A 16,899-nucleotide genomic window follows, 5' to 3' on the forward strand; every position below is an offset into this window, starting at 1 on the left:
CTAGAGTGTTTTGTAACCCATGGTCTGCGGCAACCACAGCACGATCTGCGGGAAAAAAGTCATGGCCAGCAAAAGTAAGAGCAGCATCACCAGGAAGGGCCAGCCCTCCTTCATCATTTCGCCAATCGGGATGCCGGTGAGCGCCTTGGTGACAAACAGCAACATGCCAAACGGCGGGTGGATCAGCCCGATCATCATGTTCAGCACCACCAGCACGCCAAAGTGCACCAGGTCAATGCCCAGCAGTTTGGCCGCAGGCAGCAGCATGGGCACAAACACCAGCAGCAGCACCGACACATCCAGGAAGCAGCCCAGCACCAGAAACATCACATTGACCAGCAGCAGGAACGGCACCTGACCAAGGTGCATGCTGTCCACCCACTGCGCCATGGCCTGCGGCACGCCTTCGGCGGTGAAGGCGTAGTTCAGCATGAAGGAGCCCGCCAGAATCATGGTGATCACCGCGCTGCCTCGGGCCGACTCCAACACCACGCCCCAGAAGCTGCGCCAGGTCAGCGCCCGGAAGACCAAAGCGGCCAGAATCAGTGAATGCAGGGCGGCCACCGCCGCCGCTTCGGTGGGTGTGAATACACCGGAGTAAATGCCGCCCAGCAGCACAATCGGCATGGACAGCGGCAGCGCCCCGCGAAAGATCAGGCCGGCCCATTCGCCGCGTGGCACCGGCTCGTCTCGTGGCATGTTGCGTTTGACGGCAATCACATGCACCACGGTCATCATCAGGCCGGCCATCAGAAAGCCTGGCACCACCCCACCCAGAAACAGCGCGCCCACCGAGGCGCCAGACACCAACGCATAAATCACCATTGGAATGGATGGCGGAATGATCGGCCCCAGTGTGGCACTGGCCACCACCACGGCACCGGCAAAGCCACGGGTGTATTCGGGTTTCTTCAGCATCTGGCGAATCGTCACCAGACCCGGGCCGGCCGCGTCGGCAATGGCGCTGCCGCTCATGCCCGAGAAGATCACACTGACCAGGATGTCCACCTGCGCCAGCCCGCCGCGCATGCGGCCAACTAGGATGCGGCAGAAGTCAAAGATGCGTTCACTCACGGTGCCGGCGTTCATGATGTTGGCGGCAAACACAAACAGCGGCACGGCCAGCAGCACATAGCTGTTGTACAGGCCGTTACCGACCTGCTCGGCCACCAGCCCGAGGTCTTGCCGCTTGACCAGCAGGTAGCCAAAGCCGGAGGCCAGCATGGAGAAGCCGATGGGCATGCGCAGCAGCATGCCCGCCACCAGAATCAGAATGAGTGCGGTGAGGCCAGAGATCATGTCAGTTTTTCAATTCAGATTCAGTTCGGCTTCAAGACCAACACCGCGGATGGCCTCCCAGATGGCCCAGGCGCTACGCACCACCAGCGCTGCCAGCAGCAGCACAAACGGCAGGAACACCCACATCAAAGGGATGTTCAGCACCGGGGAGCCTTCGCGCGCCATGAAGTGCACATAGTCCCAGCAAGCGGGCAGACCGGCCAGCGAGAGCCCACCAATCAGCAGGTTGCCCACAATCCGCATGAACTGACGGGCGCGCCTGCCGACGCTGTTCCACACCAGGTCAAACACCACATGTTCGCGCTCGGGCACCACCACGGCGGCAGCCCACAGAATGACCCAGATGTAAAGGATCACCGCCGCTTCATCGGTCCAGGGCAGCGGCTGGTTGAAGCCAAAACGCGCCGTGATCTGGACGATGAAGACGATGAACAGGGTCAGGAAGAGACCGCCGCCAATCGCGTTGGCGGCATGTTTGAACCAGCGGATCATGAAGCCGAGCCTGTTTTAGCGCGTGGCGTTGATGCGCTCAAGCAGGCCCTTGGGCCAGACTTTGGCGTACTCCGAGCTTTGGTAGGTGGCTTGCACCGACTTGCGGAACGCATCCACATCGGGGGTGCTGACCTGCAGGCCTTCTTTCTTGAAGAATTCCACCAGTTGCGCCTCTTCCTTGAGGCGGTTTTCGTTGTTGTAGGCGGCAGCGGCCTGGGCGGCGGCGGTCACCTTCTGCTTTTGCGCAGCCGTCAAGGCGTTGAAACTCTTGTTGGAGATGGCGATAAAAATACCGTCCACCAGGTGGCTGGTGAGCACGATTTGTTTGGTCACCTCGTAGAACTTGGCGGCACGCACCGAGGGCAGCGGGTTGTCCTGGCCGTCGATGGTGCCGGTTTTCAGGCCCAGGTAGACCTCGCCAAACGCCAGCGGTGTGGCAGTGGCACCCAGCGCGTTGCCCAGGAACAGCCATTCCTTGGAGCCGGGCATGCGCAGCTTCACACCCTTGAGGTCAGCCGGGGTCTTGACCGCCTTGGCTTCGCGCAGGTTGACCTGGCGCGTGCCCAGGTAGACGGTGGCCAGGGGGGTGACGTCCATTTTTTCGGACACGGTCTTGAACAGTTCGGCACCGATCGGGCCGTTGAAGATTTTCTGCTGCTGCTCCGGGTCACGCACGATGTAACCGGCGGTGAAGATCGAGAACTCGGGCACCAGCTTGGCGATGTCAAAGGCCGAAATGCTCGACAGCTCCAGGTTGCCACGCGCCATGGCGGCGGGCTCAGTCCCTTGTTTGAACAAGGATGCGTTCAGGTTGATCTGCACGTCGAATTCACCAGGGGCACTTTTTTCCAGCGCGTCCTTGAACACCGTCCACATCTTGGCATGCCAGTCATCGGGCACGGCCGGGGTCGAGATGCGCAGCACGGTTTTGGTCTGTGCCAAGGCCGGCAGGCCAACGGCGCCCAGGGCAGCGGTGGCACCCAGCAGGGTACGGCGGGAAATGTGGCTGTTTGTCATGGTGTTGTCTCCAGTGGTGAGTTAAATGAAATCAAGCGAAGAACCCAGTGCACGATACCCGTCCAGCACGGCCTGCACCTCGGACGGGTCCAGCGGGCATAACGGTGCGCGCATGTTAAGCCAGAGCGCGTCGCCGGTCTGCTCGGCCAGCATCAGCTTGTAAACCCCGACAAAGGGCATGTTGGGCCGCGCGCCCAGCAGTGCCAGCAGCGAGGCGATCAGTTGGGTGTCGGCCGGGGCCACCTGGTCGGGTGACTTCATCACCCGAGCCATCAGGCGCGGCGCCACATTGGCCAGTCCGTTGATGGAGCCTGAGCCACCAGCGCGCATGACTTCGGCCACATGTTGTTCGGCACCGACCAGGATCGACAGCTCCGGGAACGCCTTGGCCAGCGCCAGCGCGTGCGCCAGGTCGCCGCTGCTGTCCTTGAGACCGATCACATGGCCGGGGTGGCGGCACACCAGTTCTGCAATGGCGGTGTGCGAAAAGCCGTAGGTGCTCATCGCCGGGAAGTGGTACAGCAGCAGTTTGAGGCCGTCGTCGCCGATGCCGCGCACCACTTGTGACACGGCTTCGATCACGCCCGCATCGCACGGCTGGTTGAAGTAAAAGGGCGGCATGAACATCTGGCGGTGCACGCCCAGCCGGGCCGCGTGTTGGCCCAGCTCAATCGCATCACCCAGCGCCAGCGCCGTGGTGGTGACGATGATCTGGCTGGCCTGGATGCCGCTGCCCAACATGGATTCCAGCAGGGCTTTGCGTTCAGCGATGGTAAAGGCCGGACCCTCGCCGGTGGTGCCAAACAGCGTGACGCCGTCGCAGCCGTTGTCCAGCATGCACCGGGCATGGGCAATGGCGCGGGAGGTGTCGAGTGCGCCGTCGGCGTGGACGGGCATGAGCAGGGCGGGCCAGAGCCCATGGATGTCAGGATTCAATTGATTTTCCTTGTGGTGGTTGGTGTGTGATGCTGGAAGGCCATTCCTGGCGAACTTGTTCCAGCGGTGTACTCATGACACGGTTGCGGGCACTGTGGATGTGTTCGTCCAGTAACCGGGTGGCTTCTGCGGCATTGCGCTGGAGCAGGGCAGCGATGAAGCTCAGGTGCTCCTGCATGGCGGGAATCAGCCGCGCCGGGGTGATGACGCTGTGTTCCAGCTTGATCAGGCGCACCCGCAGGCTGTTGACCCGGTAGATGTCGGACAGGATGTCATTGCCCAGCGCATCCACCAGGCGGTCATGCAGACCCCAGTCAACGGCCTGCGCATCGTCCAGCAGGCTGACATCACTGGCGGCGTTGTGCCCCGGCGCGCTGGCGCGCCGCAGGATGTCGCGGTGACTGGCCTCGATGGCTTGCAGTTCCTCATCACTGGCGGCGTGGACAAAGTTCAGCACCGCCTCGCGCTCGATCATGCTGCGCACCTGAAACGCGTTGTGGATCAGCTTGAGGTCCACCGGCGCAATCTGCAGGCCACGCTGGGGCACGGTCTTGATCAGTCCGGCGGCTTCCAGCCGGGGAATCATCTCGCGCACGGCACCCAGCGGCATGTCCAGCAGGGTCATCAGTTCGCGCTGCGAGATGAACTGGCCACTGCGGATGCCGCCGCTCAGAATCTGCTGCGTGAAGCCGTGGTAGGCGCGCGCACGCTGGCTGCCAGTGGCTGGTTCGGTCCCGGCACGTTTTCTGGATGCTACTGTTTTCATAGCTTGATGGCCATATTTCATCCGGGCAGAACGCCTTTTTTGAGGATGATGTTGCCGTACAGCCGGGTTTCGCCAGTGGCCACGATGGCAAAGGCCTGACTGGCTCGCTCGTAAAACGCAAACCGCTCCAGTGCGGCGGTGGCCGGGCCGCCATGGCGTTGCAGCACAGCATTGAAATCTGCGACGGCCGGCGGCACCTGGGTGGTATCACCCACCACCTGCATGGTGAGGGCGGCATGGGGCACAAAGCTGTCCAGCGGCAACACTGACAACACCGCATCCAGCACCTGCGACGCCGAGCTGCCAGGCAGGTAGATCAGCCGCCTGGCGTGGGTTGCCGCCGGAAAATTGGCGTCCGCCAGCACCAGCTCGTCACCATGCCCCATGGCAGCCAGGGCGTGTAACAAATCGGGCGAGAGCAGGGGAGAAAGACCTTTGAGCATGGTGGGCTGGCTCCAGAACAAGCTGGGGTAACTACTATGGCATGACTGACATGTTAGCAATAACATCACTGACAACAACCTAGCGTTAACCCGGATAGGGCCGCTTTCTTTTTGACCATCAGCGCATGAAAATCGACACCCACCAACATTACTGGCGCTACCACGCCGCAGACTTTCCCTGGATCAGTGACACCATGCCGGCGCTGCGCCGGGACCACCTGCCGGGTGACAGCCAGCCGGCCATGCAGGTCTGTGGTGTGGACGCCGTGGTGGCGGTGCAGGCGCGTTGCCAGTCGGATGAAACCGACTTTTTGCTGGCGCTGGCCGCGCAGCATCCATACATCGTGGGGGTGGTGGGCTGGGTGGACCTGATGCAGCCGGACCTGGCAGCGCGGCTGGAGGCCTGGGCCGGGCAAAGCGCCTTGTGCGGCTTTCGCCACATCCTGCAGGACGAACCCGATCTGGCGGCGGTGATCGCGGCCACCAGCTTCAACGACAGCTTGCGTCTGCTGCAACAGCGGCAGCTGGTGTATGACGTGTTGGTGTTTGGTCACCAGCTGCCGCTGGCCGTGGCCGTCTGTGCCCGCCATGAGGCCCATTGGCTGGTGCTGGACCATGTGGGCAAACCCGCCGTGCGTGATTGGCTGGCTGATGCCAGCGTCGCACAACGCTGGCGTGCCAGCCTGCGCGAACTGGGGGCCATGCCGCATGTGGTGTGCAAACTCTCTGGCTTGGTGACCGAAGCCGACTGGCAGCATGGCGGCGGTCTGTCAGCGGCTGATGAGGGCGTGATACTGACCTGTTTTGATGAGGCGCTGGCGGTGTTTGGCCCGGATCGGCTGATGTTTGGCTCCGACTGGCCGGTGTGCCAGCTGGCGGCAGCGTATGACGCCGTGGCCGGGCTGGCGCAGCGCTGGGCACAGTCGCGTTTGAGTCGGCCTGAGCAGCAGGCCTTCTGGGCCGGCAATGCCGTGCGCTGTTATGGTTTGCCCGTGCCGACGCCAGCCCAATAAACCCAAGGAGCCCTGATGGATTTGCAACTCAAGGACAAGGTGGCGATCATCACCGGCGGCGCCAGCGGCATTGGCGCGGCTATTTCATTGACGCTGGCGCAGGAGGGCGCGATTCCCGTGGTGCTGGGCAAAGACGCCTTGCCCGAGGACTTTGCCCGCCAGCTGCAGGCGCTGCAGCCACGTTACCGGTTCATCCAGCTGGACCTGACCGATGACGCCGCCTGCGGCCAGGCGGTGGCAGCGATTGACGCAGAGTTTGGACACATTGACGCGCTGGTCAACAACGCCGGTGTCAACGACAACGTGGGGCTGGACGGCGGGCGCGCGGCTTTTGTGGCGTCACTGGAGCGCAACCTGATCCATTACTACGTGATGGCGCACTACTGCGTGCCGCACCTCAAGGCCGCGCGCGGTGCCATTGTCAATATCTCGTCCAAAACGGCGCTCACCGGTCAGGGCCACACCAGTGGTTACTGCGCCGCCAAGGGCGGCCAGTTGTCGCTGACGCGTGAATGGGCGGCGGCCCTGCTGGATGCCGGTGTGCGGGTCAATGCCGTGATTCCGGCTGAAGTGATGACGCCGATGTATGCGCGCTGGCTCGCCAGCCTGGCGCAGCCGCAGGAGAAACTGGCGGCGATCACCCAGAAAATTCCCCTGGGCCAGCGCATGACCACGCCTGAGGAAATCGCCCGCACCGTGGTGTTTCTGCTGTCCCCGGCGTCGGCCCACACCACCGGGCAGTGGATTTTTGTTGACGGCGGCTACACCCATCTGGACCGGGCCTTGTCCTGAGCGCTCGGGTGGACCGACAGGCCGGGCGATAATAGCCGACTGCGCGTTTTCAGCGCGGTCAGCCGCCGCAGGGCTGGCCGCTCCCTTGTTTCACCACTTTGAACCAGAACCTTGATATGACCACGTCTATCGTCAGCGTTGCCGACATTCGCAAGACCTTTCTCGACTTTTTTGCATCCAAGGGCCACACCGTGGTGGCGTCGAGCCCGCTGGTGCCGGGCAATGACCCCACGCTGATGTTCACCAACTCCGGCATGGTGCAGTTCAAGGACGTGTTTCTGGGCACCGACAAACGCAGTTACGTGCGCGCCGCCTCGGTCCAGGCCTGCCTGCGTGCCGGTGGCAAACACAATGACCTGGAAAACGTCGGTTACACCGCGCGCCACCACACCTTCTTTGAGATGTTGGGCAACTGGAGCTTTGGCGACTATTTCAAACGCGACTCGCTCAAATGGGGTTGGGAGCTGCTCACCCAGGTTTACAAGCTGCCGGCTGAAAAATTGACGGCCACCGTCTACATCGACGACCAGGAAGCCTACGACATCTGGACCCAGGAAATTGGTCTGCCGCCCGAGCGTGTGATCCGCATCGGCGACAACAAGGGCAAGAAATACGCCTCGGACAATTTCTGGATGATGGCCGACACCGGCCCCTGCGGCCCCTGCTCGGAAATCTTTTACGACCATGGCCCGGAAATCGCTGGCGGTCCCCCGGGCAGCCCGGACGAAGACGGTGACCGCTTCATCGAAATCTGGAACCACGTGTTCATGCAGTTTGACATGCAGCCTGACGGCAGCCTGATCAAGCTGCCGGCACCTTGCGTTGACACGGGCATGGGGCTGGAGCGCCTGGCCGCCATCCTGCAGCATGTGCACAGCAACTACGAGATCGATATTTTTGACACGCTGATCAAAGCGGCGGCCCGTGAAACCGGCTGCGCCGATCTGGCCAACAATTCCCTCAAGGTGATTGCCGACCACATCCGCGCCACCGCCTTTTTGGTCAGTGACGGTGTGTTGCCCAGCAACGAGGGCCGCGGCTACGTGCAGCGCCGCATCATCCGCCGCGCCATCCGCCACGGCTACAAGCTGGGCCAGAAAACGCCGTTTTTCCACAAGCTGGTGCCCGATCTGGTGGCCGTCATGGGCGCGGCCTATCCCAACCTGGCGGCCCAGGCGGACCGCATCATCGAAGCGCTGCAGGTCGAGGAGGAGCGTTTTTATGAAACGCTGGAAATCGGCATGTCCATCCTGGACGAAGCGCTGGCCGATGGCGTCAAGGTGCTGCCGGGAGACGTGGCGTTCAAGCTGCACGACACCTACGGCTTTCCGCTGGACCTGACCAATGACGTTTGCCGCGAGCGTGGTGTCACGGTGGACGAGGCCGGCTTCCATGCGGCCATGGAGCACCAGAAGGCCCTGGGCCGTGCCGCCGGCAAGTTCAAGATGGACAAGGTGCTGGACTACACCGGCAAGGGCAATGAATTTGTCGGTTATGAGCACCTGACCAGCACCACCGAGGTGGTGGCAATTTATGTGGATGGTGTCAGTGTGGACACGCTCCAGCAAGGCCAGCACGGCGTGCTGGTGCTGGGCACCACCCCGTTCTACAGCGAAAGCGGCGGCCAGGTGGGTGATGCCGGCGCCATCTTTTCGGACCACGCGCTGTTTGACGTGGTTGATACGCAGAAGATCAAGGCCGATGTGTTTGGCCACCACGGCCAGCTGACCACCGGCACGCTCAAGGTGGGGGATGGGGTCACCGCCCATGTCAACTCGGCCTTGCGCGCCGCCACCCAGCGCAACCACTCGGTCACCCACCTGATGCACAAGGCCCTGCGGGAGGTGCTGGGAGGCCATGTGCAGCAAAAGGGCTCGTTGGTCAATGCCGAACGCACCCGTTTTGACTTTGCCCACAATGCCCCGGTGACCGAAGCCCAGATCCATGAGATTGAAGCCCGGGTCAATGCCGAAATCCTGGCCAATGCCGCCACCCAGGCGCGGGTCATGGACATCGAGTCGGCGCAAAAAACCGGCGCCATGATGTTGTTTGGCGAAAAATATGGCGAGTCGGTGCGGGTGCTGGACATCGGCGGCAGCCGCGAGCTGTGCGGTGGCACCCATGTGGCGCGCACCGGTGACATCGGCCTGTTCAAGGTGGTGGCCGAGAGTGGTGTGGCCTCGGGTGTGCGCCGCATTGAAGCCGTCACCGGTGAAAACGCGCTGGTGTATCTGCAACATCTGGAAGAAACCGTCGGCGCCAGCGCCAGTCTGCTGAAAACGCCGGTCGCCGAAGTGAACGACCGCTTGTTGACGGTGCTCGACCACGTCAAGGCGCTGGAAAAGGAAGTGGCTGCCCTCAAAGGCAAGCTGGCTTCGGTCCAAGGGGACGAACTGGTGAACCAGGCGCAGGACATCAACGGCACCAAGCTGCTGGTGGCGCGCCTGGAAGGGGCCGACGTGCGGACCCTGCGCGAGACCATGGACAAGCTCAAGGACAAACTCAAGACCGCAGTGATCGTGCTGGGGGTGGTGGACGGCGCCAAGGTGCAGATTGCCGTTGGCGTCACCGCCGACACCACGGCCAAGGTCAAGGCCGGTGAGCTGGTCAACTTCGTGGCGGCGCAGCTGGGCGGCAAGGGCGGCGGCAAGGCTGACATGGCCATGGCCGGCGGCACCGAGCCGGGCAAGTTGCCAGAAGCTCTGGCCAGTGTGGCGGCCTGGGTTTCTCCAAAACTCTGATTGCTATTAAATATATAGCTACTGACGCTTTGTTTATCTGGGCTAGAGGTCAATTTCTTGCATAAAACCGGGGTGATTCTGGGGCTGAGCCTGGTTTTGGCCGGGCCGCTGCGGGCGGCGCCTGGTTATGACGTGCAGCCCTGGCGCGCCAGTCAGCCGCAACCCGGCCTGGCGCTGGCTGACCTGCAGGGCCAAGTCTGGCGGCTGGAGGCGCTCAAAGGCCGGGTCGTGCTGGTCAATTTCTGGGCCAGCTGGTGTCCGCCCTGTCTGGCGGAGATGCCGTCGCTGCAAACCTTGAGTGAGGTGTACGGCCCCGACAAACTGGTGGTGCTGGCTGTCAACTTCAAGCAGTCGCGGCCTAGCATCGAGCAGTTTGTGCAGAAAACCGCGCTGCAATTGCCGGTGTTACCCGACCCTCAGGGGCAACTGGCCCGCCAGTGGGGCGTCAAGGTGTTCCCGACCACCATCTTGATCGACGCCCGGGGCCAGGTGCGTGCTGTGGTGCGTGGTGAGGTGGACTGGACCAGCGCCGGGGCCGAGCGCCTGCTGGCGCCTTTGTTTTAACCAATCAGGCGGCCATCCACGGCCATCATGCTCTGGGTCACGTAGGTGCTGCTGCGGCGCTGGGCGTTGAAACTGATGCGAAAGCCGCCGATGTCCAGACTGGTCCGCTGCTGGAATGCCGCCAGCACGCTGGGGCGGGTCAGGGCGCCGTCCACACCGGCGAGCACCTCGTAGGTGTAGCGGGCAGCAATGAAGCCGGCCAGGCTCAATGACGTGGGTTGTTCATCAAACAGGCGGGCCATGATCTCGCGGTAGCTGCGGGTGATGGGCAGGCTGGTGTTGGCCATGGGCACCGGCTGGGTGGCAATCACCGGTGTGCCGCGCACCATGTCCAGCTGCCGCAGGGTTTGCAGGTTGACGTCTGCCAGCGCAATGACGTAGCGCTGACGGCTTTGTTTTTGCAGGCCTTGCGCCAGCTCGGCCAGCTCGGGCGTGCCGCCGATGAACAGCAGCACGGCGGGGGTGGCTGGGGTCATCTTCTGGCCCAGCTGGCGCAGATCATCACCGCCGCGGAACGTTTGCAGCCTGATCTGCAGATTGACCGCAATCCGGTCCAGTTCGGCGTGATAGGTGTCAAAGTCCTGGGCGCTGCCATAGATCACGCCCAGTTCCCGCATGTTCATGACCGACGCTGATTTGAGCGCGTAGGCAATCTGTTCCTGCCGCGCGGCAAAGATCGGGAAGGTTTTTTCTCCAATCTCCTGGCTGGAGTTCTGCAGCCAGGGCGCCGCGTGGGCAAAGTTGAGCCCCCCTTGCCTGGACAGTGTCACGATCTGGCTGGCGACCCGGTCACCCACACTGCCGGACAACACCACACAGGACGGGTTGTCCCGGGCCGCGTCCAGCGCCCGGCCCAGGCTGGCGGCGGTGCCGTCGGTTTCCAGCACCAGATGTTCGACCCGCCTGCCGTGCAGGCCGCCACGCAGGTTGATGTCGGCCCAGGCCGCGCGTGAGCCAATCAGGAAGTCTTTGGAAACGTCCTGTTGCGCCTGCGAAAAATCCACGATCTGGGCGACGCTGATACTGCGGCTGGCGAGCTGGCTGGCCGTCTGTGCCCAGGCCGGCACCACACCCGAGGCGGCCAGCAGTCCGGCGCCGCGCAGCAACAGACGGCGATGGCAAACGGGTTCTGGCGCAGGGAGGGTGGTTTTCTGGCGATTCACGGTCTGGTTCACGGTAATAGGAGGTGGGCGACTGTCTGTGGAACTGTAGGGCGCGCGCGTGTCAGTCTGATGACAATCAACCTTGATCCAGGTTAAATAGTTCTGACCGATTGAGATATGTCAGGGGATTGTTGAGCGGGTGTTTTAGACTCTCCCCCTTTTACTGCTCCCTATTTCTCAAGGCGACCCATGAGTGCATTTCTGAATGAAACCGTTTTAAGCGTTCACCACTGGACGGATCGGCTGTTTAGCTTCACCACCACGCGTGACCCGGCTTTGCGGTTTTCCAATGGTCACTTCACCATGATTGGCCTGCGTGTGGACGGCAAGCCGCTGTTGCGCGCCTACAGCATTGTCAGTGCCAATTACGAAGAGCACCTTGAGTTCCTGAGCATCAAGGTGCAGGACGGTCCCCTCACCTCCAAACTGCAGCACATCCAGGTGGGCGACAAGATTGTGGTGGGCAAGAAGCCCACCGGCACGTTGCTGATCGACTACCTGCTGCCTGGCAAGAACCTGTACCTGTTTGGCACCGGCACCGGTCTGGCCCCGTTCATGAGCATCGTGCGTGACCCGGCCACCTATGAAAAGTTTGAGAAAGTCATCCTGGTGCACGGTGTGCGCCAGGTGACCGAGCTGGCCTACCATGACTATCTGACCCATGAGCTGCCCGATCACGAATTCCTTGGCGAGATGGTCAGTGCTCAAATGTTGTATTACCCCACGGTGACCCGTGAACCTTACAAGAATCAGGGCCGTATCACCGACTTGATCGAAACCGGCAAGCTGCAGGCGGATCTGGGCCTGCCCAAGTTTGACCCTGCCACCGACCGCGCCATGATGTGCGGCAGCCCGGGGCTGCTGCGTGATCTGAAGGCGATTCTGGAAAAACGTGGCTTCCTTGAGGGCAACACCACCAAGCAGGGCGACTTTGTGGTCGAGCGCGCCTTCGTCGAGCAATAAACATGGGGCATCACGATCTTTATGCCATTGGTAATGCCCTGGTAGATTCGGAATACGAAGTCAGCGACGCCCAACTGCAAGCCGCCGGCGTTGAAAAGCGCCACATGACCCTGATCGACGCGCAGCGACGCGCCGAATTGCTGCACCACGTGCAGGGCGCCCATGCACGGCGCACCGGTGGCGGTTCGGCCGGCAACACCGTGGTGGCGCTGGCGCAGCTGGGCGGGCGGGCGTTTTACTCCTGCCGGGTGGCTGATGACGAGCTGGGCCAGTTCTACACCCAGGACCTGCTGTCACATGGCGTGGCCACCAACCTGACCCACACCCGCGCACCGCAGGGCCAGACTGGCAGCTGTATGGTGATGGTGACGCCGGACGCCGAGCGCAGCATGAGCACCTTCCTGGGGGCAACCGCCGAGATTGACGCCACGGCGCTGCACCCGCATGACATTGCCAAGTCCAAGGTCTATTACATGGAAGGCTATCTGGCGGCCTCTCCGACCGGGTTGGATGCCGCCTTGCAGGGGCGTGCGCTGGCCCGCGCAGCCGGGGTGGCGCTGGCCACCACGCTCAGCGACATGAGCATGATCAACTTCTGCCGCCCGGGCCTGGAAGCCATGGTGGGCAGCCCCGAGACGGGCACGCTGGATTACCTGTTCTGCAATGAAGAGGAGGCCCAGGTCTGGTGTGGCAGCCAGGATCTGGCGCTGATCTGCCAGCAGCTCAGCCAGCGCGCCCGCGTGGTGTGCCTGACGCGCAGCGCCAAGGGCTGTGTGGTGCTGGAAGGCGCCCAGCAGATCGAGGTGCCCGCTGCCCAGGTCAAGGCGATTGACACCAATGGGGCCGGGGACATGTTTGCCGGAGCCTTTTTGTACGCCGTCACGCACGGGCACAACCTTGCCCAAGCCGCCTGGCTGGCCAACCAGTGCGCTGGGCAGGTGGTGGCCCAGTATGGCAACCGGCTCGGTCAGGGTGCGGTTGACCAGCTCAAGGCCGAATTTGAACGGTATCTGGCGGCAGTCTGAGCCGCTCGCCAGGGCGTTTGGCCTGATCGGCGACTGAACGCTGCCCCCGGGTTTTGGGGGGCAGTGATAATCCGGCTCCCCTCCAATGCTCGGCACCTTGACCTGCCGGGCTTGGTATCTTTTCTTAATTCCGGAGCTCTTTTCATGACCACCGTTCAGGCATTGGCACGTCGCCAATTTATCCATCAAACGTCGCTGGCTTTGACCGCTTGCGCCTTTCCTGCAATCAGTTTGGCGCAATCGGCGGTGCCCGCCATGCGCCAGTTCAACCCGCAGCCCGGCCAATGGCGCAGTTTTGAACTCGTCACCCGGGTCGATCTGCCCAGAACGCAGGGGCTGACCAAGGTCTGGCTGCCGGTTCCCAGCGTGGATACCGACTGGCAAAAGTCACTGGAGAGCAGCTTTGTCTCCAACGGCCAGGCTCGGCTGACCAGTGACGGCCAACATGGCGCCCGTATGTTGTATGTGGAGTTTGCCGAGTCTGTGACCCAGCCCTACGTTGAACTCACCAGCCGCATTCAAACCCGCAATCGTGCCGTGAACTGGGCACAAAAACAGCTTGTGTCTGAAGATGCTTCCAACCTGCAGGCCAGCCTGCGGGCTACGACGCTGTTGCCCACCGATGGCATTGTGCGCAAGACTGCGGTCGAGGCGATCAAAGGCGCCCGTACCGATGTCGAGAAAGCGCAAAAGCTGTACGACTGGATCGTGACCAACACCTACCGCGAACCCAAGACCCGGGGGTGTGGAGAAGGTGATATCAAGACCATGCTGGAAACCGGCAACCTGGGTGGCAAATGTGCGGATCTGAACGCGCTGTTTGTTGGCCTGTGCCGTGCGGTGGGGTTGCCCGCGCGTGATGTGTATGGCTTGCGCCTGGTGCCCAGTGCGTTTGGCTACAAGGAGCTCGGTGGCAACCCGGCCAAGCTGTCGGGCGCCCAACACTGCCGAGCCGAGGTGTATCTCCAGGGGTATGGCTGGGTGGCGATGGATCCGGCCGATGTGGCCAAGGTCATGCGCCAGGAAACCCCCGAGTGGATCAAAACGGTCCAGCACCCGCTGGTGTCGCCAGTGAACAAGGCGCTTTTTGGTGGCTGGGAAGGCAATTGGGTGGCGTTGAATACCGCGCATGATGTGACGCTGCCCAACAGCAAGGGTGACAAACTGGGTTTCTTCATGTACCCGGTGGCCGAAAACGCAGCGGGTCGGCTGGATTCGTATTCCCCCGACAGTTTCAAATACCAGATCCAGGCCCGGGAACTTCTGGGCTGAAGTGGTCTCTGATCCGGGAGGCAGATTGAACGATGTGAGTCCATGGCGCTTTATTCACATTTGACTTATTTAATGGGTTATTAGGGAAAACAGCGTGACGATTTGGGAGCGCACAGTTCATAATGCTGCCCGCAGCTGCAGTTCAGGTGTGACAGCCGCAGTTCATTTCAACTACTTAGGAAACAAATCGATGACAAACCGTCGCGTATTCATTTTGCAATCAGTTATTGGTACCAGTGCTTTGGCTTCTGGCATGGCGATGGCCGCTGCTCCTCTGGTAGCTGAGTCCGACGCTGCAGCCAAGGGTTTGGGCTACGCTGCTGATACCACCAAGGTTGACGCCAAGAAATTCCCCAAGCACACCAATGAGCAATCGTGCACCAACTGTGCCCTGTATCAAGGCAAGGCCGGTGCCGCTTCTGGCGGTTGCCCGCTGTTTGCCGGCAAGGAAGTCACCGCCAAGGGTTGGTGCAGCGCCTACGCCAAGAAGGCCTGATTGTTGTCTTTCGTTCCTGCCGGCAGCCAGTCAGTGATTGCCGCGGGGATTCAAAGCCCACCTGATGGTGGGCTTTGTTTTTGGTATCAGAAACTCCCGATAATCAGGGCATGAACCCAACACTGAACGCTGACTCGGCCGAACTGGCCAAATTTTCAGACTTGGCCCACCGCTGGTGGGACGCCGATGGCGAATTTCGCCCGCTGCATCAAATCAACCCCCTGCGTCTGGGCTGGATCAACAGCCTGTGCCCCCTCCATGGCTTGAACGCGCTGGATGTCGGCTGCGGCGGCGGCATCCTGACGGACTCGCTGGCGCGTTCCGGTGCGACCGCAACTGGCATCGACCTGTCCACCAAGGCACTGCGTATCGCCCAGTTGCATGCCCTGGATGCGCAAACCAGCAACGTGCAATACCGCGAAATTGCCGTCGAAGCCATGGCTGTCGAGCAGCCTGCCAGCTTTGATGTCGTGACCTGCATGGAGATGTTGGAACACGTTCCCGACCCGGCCTCTGTGGTGCGGGCCTGTGCCACCCTGGCCAAACCGGGTGGCTGGGTGTTCTTTTCCACCCTCAACCGCAATCCCAAGTCATTCATGCAGGCCATTGTTGGTGCGGAGTATCTGCTCAACATGCTGCCGCGTGGCACCCATGAGTTTGCGAAGATGATTCGCCCCAGCGAACTGGCCGGTTTTTGCCGTGCTGCCGGGCTGACCGTGCTGCAAACCCGAGGCCTGTCATTCAATCCGTTGACCCAGCGTTACTGGCTCAATGACGACACCAGCGTCAATTACCTGCTGGCCACGCAAAAGCCGGCAGACCAGCCGTTGTGACCAGCGTCGCTCACCGGTTCACCGATGTGCAGGCCGTGCTGTTTGATCTGGACGGCACCCTGATCGACAGTGCGCCCGACCTTGGCGCGGCTGCTGATGCCATGCGTGTGGCCCGTGGCATGCCTTCGCTGCCGCTGGCCAGCTACCGGGCCATGGCCGGAGCCGGGGCCAGGGGATTGCTGGGCGTGGCGTTTGGCTTGGGACCAGAGCATCCCGATTTTGATGCCCTGCGCGAAGAGTTTTTTGTCAACTACGAGCGCTGTCTGACCCAGCGCACCCAGGTGTTTCCAGGTGTTCCCGAATTGGTTGACGCACTTGCGGCACGTTGCCTGTCATGGGGTGTGGTTACCAACAAATCCAGTCGCTTCACAGTGCCGCTGACCCATGCCATGCCACTGTTTGCTACCGCTGGTACCATCGTCTGCGGGGACACCACGCCCCATTCCAAGCCACATCCGATGCCTTTGCTTGAAGCTGCCAAACGCCTGGGCGTGTCACCCGAGCGTTGTGTGTATGTGGGTGACGATGAGCGCGATATCGTGGCCGGCTTGGCCGCCGGCATGGGCACTGTGGCGGTGACATACGGTTATCTGGGGCAAAAAGTGGACACCACGCAGTGGGGAGCCCACGCGTCAATTAATTCTGCGGGCGAGCTCTTGCAATTGATCAGCACGCCCTAAAATACCCTCCCAAGGGGCTGCACTGGTTTCGACGTGGGTACGGAATCGCTGTGGTGCATGTCGAGCTGAATGCGCTCGTAAAACAGATTCAAAAAAACTAACTGCAAACGACGAACGTTTCGCACTCGCTGCTTAATAACCAGTGAGCCTTACAACAGCAGGCCGATGGGCTGGGCAAGGGTGGTTTGATCGCAAGGTCAGATCGTCCAGGCTGTAAGGTCATTCACATCGGCTGGCTCTGAACCGGGTACCTTGGTTCGGAGCAAGAAAATAGGGTGCTGGCGACTGTGAAAGCGTGTGGCTGCGCGTTCACAAGGGCGAGACTCAAATCAGACCACTAAACATGTAGATCTGCTCGAAGATGGCTTGCGGACGCGGGTTCAAATCCCGCCAGCTCCACCACT

Annotated in this window: 17 protein-coding genes and 1 other RNA gene; 11 read left to right on the forward strand and 7 right to left on the reverse strand. The window is 61.7% G+C overall.

The annotated features are described in order from the left end of the window. Genes PHW99_RS08195 through PHW99_RS08220 form a run of 6 tightly spaced genes read right to left on the reverse strand, consistent with a single transcriptional unit; the run spans position 1 to position 4,953 of the window. Positions 1-1,299, reverse strand: coding sequence for a TRAP transporter large permease (locus PHW99_RS08195; RefSeq protein ID WP_300175565.1), 1,299 nt, complete (start codon positions 1,297-1,299; stop codon positions 1-3). A gap of 9 nt (positions 1,300-1,308) precedes the next feature. Beyond that, positions 1,309-1,791 (reverse strand): TRAP transporter small permease, encoded by a 483-nt coding sequence (locus PHW99_RS08200; RefSeq protein WP_300175567.1) that lies wholly within the window; start codon positions 1,789-1,791, stop codon positions 1,309-1,311. A 15-nt stretch (positions 1,792-1,806) separates the two neighbouring features. Then, positions 1,807-2,808, reverse strand: a complete 1,002-nt coding sequence (locus tag PHW99_RS08205; protein WP_300175569.1) for a sialic acid TRAP transporter substrate-binding protein SiaP — start codon at positions 2,806-2,808, stop codon at positions 1,807-1,809. A 21-nt stretch (positions 2,809-2,829) separates the two neighbouring features. After that, positions 2,830-3,744: a dihydrodipicolinate synthase family protein gene (locus PHW99_RS08210; protein ID WP_300175571.1), complete on the reverse strand. Its 915-nt coding sequence runs from the start codon at positions 3,742-3,744 to the stop codon at positions 2,830-2,832. Further along, a complete protein-coding gene (locus PHW99_RS08215; RefSeq protein WP_300175573.1) occupies positions 3,734-4,510 on the reverse strand; it encodes a GntR family transcriptional regulator in 777 nt (258 codons plus the stop codon). The genes PHW99_RS08210 and PHW99_RS08215 overlap by 11 nt, the downstream gene beginning before the upstream one ends. A 17-nt stretch (positions 4,511-4,527) precedes the next feature. Next, positions 4,528-4,953, reverse strand: a complete 426-nt coding sequence (locus PHW99_RS08220) for an RbsD/FucU domain-containing protein (protein ID WP_300175575.1) — start codon at positions 4,951-4,953, stop codon at positions 4,528-4,530. 125 nt (positions 4,954-5,078) lie between these two features. On the opposite strand from PHW99_RS08220, the gene PHW99_RS08225 reads away from it, so the two are divergent. From PHW99_RS08225 to PHW99_RS08240, 4 genes are all read left to right on the forward strand, one after another. Further along, a complete protein-coding gene (locus PHW99_RS08225) occupies positions 5,079-5,966 on the forward strand; it encodes an amidohydrolase family protein (RefSeq protein ID WP_300175577.1) in 888 nt (295 codons plus the stop codon). Positions 5,967-5,981: 15 nt separating this feature from the next. After that, positions 5,982-6,758 carry an SDR family oxidoreductase gene (locus PHW99_RS08230; protein ID WP_300175579.1) on the forward strand — a complete coding sequence of 259 codons (777 nt, stop codon included), beginning with the start codon at positions 5,982-5,984 and terminating at the stop codon, positions 6,756-6,758. A gap of 116 nt (positions 6,759-6,874) precedes the next feature. Continuing rightward, a complete protein-coding gene (gene alaS, locus PHW99_RS08235; protein WP_300175581.1) occupies positions 6,875-9,499 on the forward strand; it encodes an alanine--tRNA ligase in 2,625 nt (874 codons plus the stop codon). A 57-nt stretch (positions 9,500-9,556) separates the two neighbouring features. Further along, a complete protein-coding gene (locus PHW99_RS08240; protein WP_300175582.1) occupies positions 9,557-10,063 on the forward strand; it encodes a TlpA disulfide reductase family protein in 507 nt (168 codons plus the stop codon). Here PHW99_RS08240 and PHW99_RS08245 read toward each other — a convergent pair. Then, the gene (locus PHW99_RS08245) at positions 10,060-11,226 is read right to left on the reverse strand and encodes an ABC transporter substrate-binding protein (RefSeq protein ID WP_300175584.1); all 1,167 of its coding nucleotides are present in this window, start codon (positions 11,224-11,226) and stop codon (positions 10,060-10,062) included. The genes PHW99_RS08240 and PHW99_RS08245 overlap by 4 nt on opposite strands. A 189-nt stretch (positions 11,227-11,415) precedes the next feature. Between PHW99_RS08245 and PHW99_RS08250 the strand changes: the two genes are divergently transcribed. The 7 genes from PHW99_RS08250 (at position 11,416) to ssrA (ending at position 16,897) form a co-directional block, all read left to right on the forward strand. Continuing rightward, positions 11,416-12,189: a ferredoxin--NADP reductase gene (locus PHW99_RS08250; protein WP_300175586.1), complete on the forward strand. Its 774-nt coding sequence runs from the start codon at positions 11,416-11,418 to the stop codon at positions 12,187-12,189. Between the two features lie 2 nt (positions 12,190-12,191). Continuing rightward, entirely contained in the window at positions 12,192-13,214 is a 1,023-nt protein-coding gene (locus PHW99_RS08255; RefSeq protein ID WP_300175588.1) for an adenosine kinase, read from the forward strand. A 144-nt stretch (positions 13,215-13,358) separates the two neighbouring features. Continuing rightward, positions 13,359-14,486, forward strand: a complete 1,128-nt coding sequence (locus PHW99_RS08260; protein WP_300175590.1) for a transglutaminase family protein — start codon at positions 13,359-13,361, stop codon at positions 14,484-14,486. Positions 14,487-14,676: 190 nt separating this feature from the next. After that, the gene (locus tag PHW99_RS08265; RefSeq protein WP_300175596.1) at positions 14,677-14,982 is read left to right on the forward strand and encodes a high-potential iron-sulfur protein; all 306 of its coding nucleotides are present in this window, start codon (positions 14,677-14,679) and stop codon (positions 14,980-14,982) included. A gap of 110 nt (positions 14,983-15,092) precedes the next feature. Further along, positions 15,093-15,815, forward strand: coding sequence for a bifunctional 2-polyprenyl-6-hydroxyphenol methylase/3-demethylubiquinol 3-O-methyltransferase UbiG (ubiG, locus tag PHW99_RS08270; protein WP_300175592.1), 723 nt, complete (start codon positions 15,093-15,095; stop codon positions 15,813-15,815). Then, the gene (locus PHW99_RS08275; protein WP_300175594.1) at positions 15,812-16,495 is read left to right on the forward strand and encodes an HAD-IA family hydrolase; all 684 of its coding nucleotides are present in this window, start codon (positions 15,812-15,814) and stop codon (positions 16,493-16,495) included. The genes ubiG and PHW99_RS08275 overlap by 4 nt, the downstream gene beginning before the upstream one ends. 13 nt (positions 16,496-16,508) lie before the next feature. Beyond that, positions 16,509-16,897, forward strand: a transfer-messenger RNA (tmRNA) gene (gene ssrA, locus PHW99_RS08280). The last annotated feature ends 2 nt before the right edge of the window (positions 16,898-16,899 follow it).

The sequence above is a fragment of the Rhodoferax sp. genome (assembly GCF_028689305.1).
In the GTDB taxonomy this organism is placed as follows: domain Bacteria; phylum Pseudomonadota; class Gammaproteobacteria; order Burkholderiales; family Burkholderiaceae_C; genus Rhodoferax.

What these genes read in the sequence shown, in the direction of transcription:
- PHW99_RS08225 (WP_300175577.1), top strand. Translation starts at nt 5,079, where the DNA reads ATGAAAATCGACACCCACCAACATTACTGGCGCTACCACGCCGCAGAC.
- PHW99_RS08250 (WP_300175586.1), top strand. Translation starts at nt 11,416, where the DNA reads ATGAGTGCATTTCTGAATGAAACCGTTTTAAGCGTTCACCACTGGACG.
- PHW99_RS08205 (WP_300175569.1), bottom strand. Translation starts at nt 2,808, where the DNA reads ATGACAAACAGCCACATTTCCCGCCGTACCCTGCTGGGTGCCACCGCT.
- alaS (WP_300175581.1), top strand. Translation starts at nt 6,875, where the DNA reads ATGACCACGTCTATCGTCAGCGTTGCCGACATTCGCAAGACCTTTCTC.
- PHW99_RS08230 (WP_300175579.1), top strand. Translation starts at nt 5,982, where the DNA reads ATGGATTTGCAACTCAAGGACAAGGTGGCGATCATCACCGGCGGCGCC.
- PHW99_RS08195 (WP_300175565.1), bottom strand. Translation starts at nt 1,299, where the DNA reads ATGATCTCTGGCCTCACCGCACTCATTCTGATTCTGGTGGCGGGCATG.
- PHW99_RS08265 (WP_300175596.1), top strand. Translation starts at nt 14,677, where the DNA reads ATGACAAACCGTCGCGTATTCATTTTGCAATCAGTTATTGGTACCAGT.
- PHW99_RS08255 (WP_300175588.1), top strand. Translation starts at nt 12,192, where the DNA reads ATGGGGCATCACGATCTTTATGCCATTGGTAATGCCCTGGTAGATTCG.
- PHW99_RS08215 (WP_300175573.1), bottom strand. Translation starts at nt 4,510, where the DNA reads ATGAAAACAGTAGCATCCAGAAAACGTGCCGGGACCGAACCAGCCACT.
- PHW99_RS08200 (WP_300175567.1), bottom strand. Translation starts at nt 1,791, where the DNA reads ATGATCCGCTGGTTCAAACATGCCGCCAACGCGATTGGCGGCGGTCTC.
- PHW99_RS08220 (WP_300175575.1), bottom strand. Translation starts at nt 4,953, where the DNA reads ATGCTCAAAGGTCTTTCTCCCCTGCTCTCGCCCGATTTGTTACACGCC.
- ubiG (WP_300175592.1), top strand. Translation starts at nt 15,093, where the DNA reads ATGAACCCAACACTGAACGCTGACTCGGCCGAACTGGCCAAATTTTCA.
- PHW99_RS08260 (WP_300175590.1), top strand. Translation starts at nt 13,359, where the DNA reads ATGACCACCGTTCAGGCATTGGCACGTCGCCAATTTATCCATCAAACG.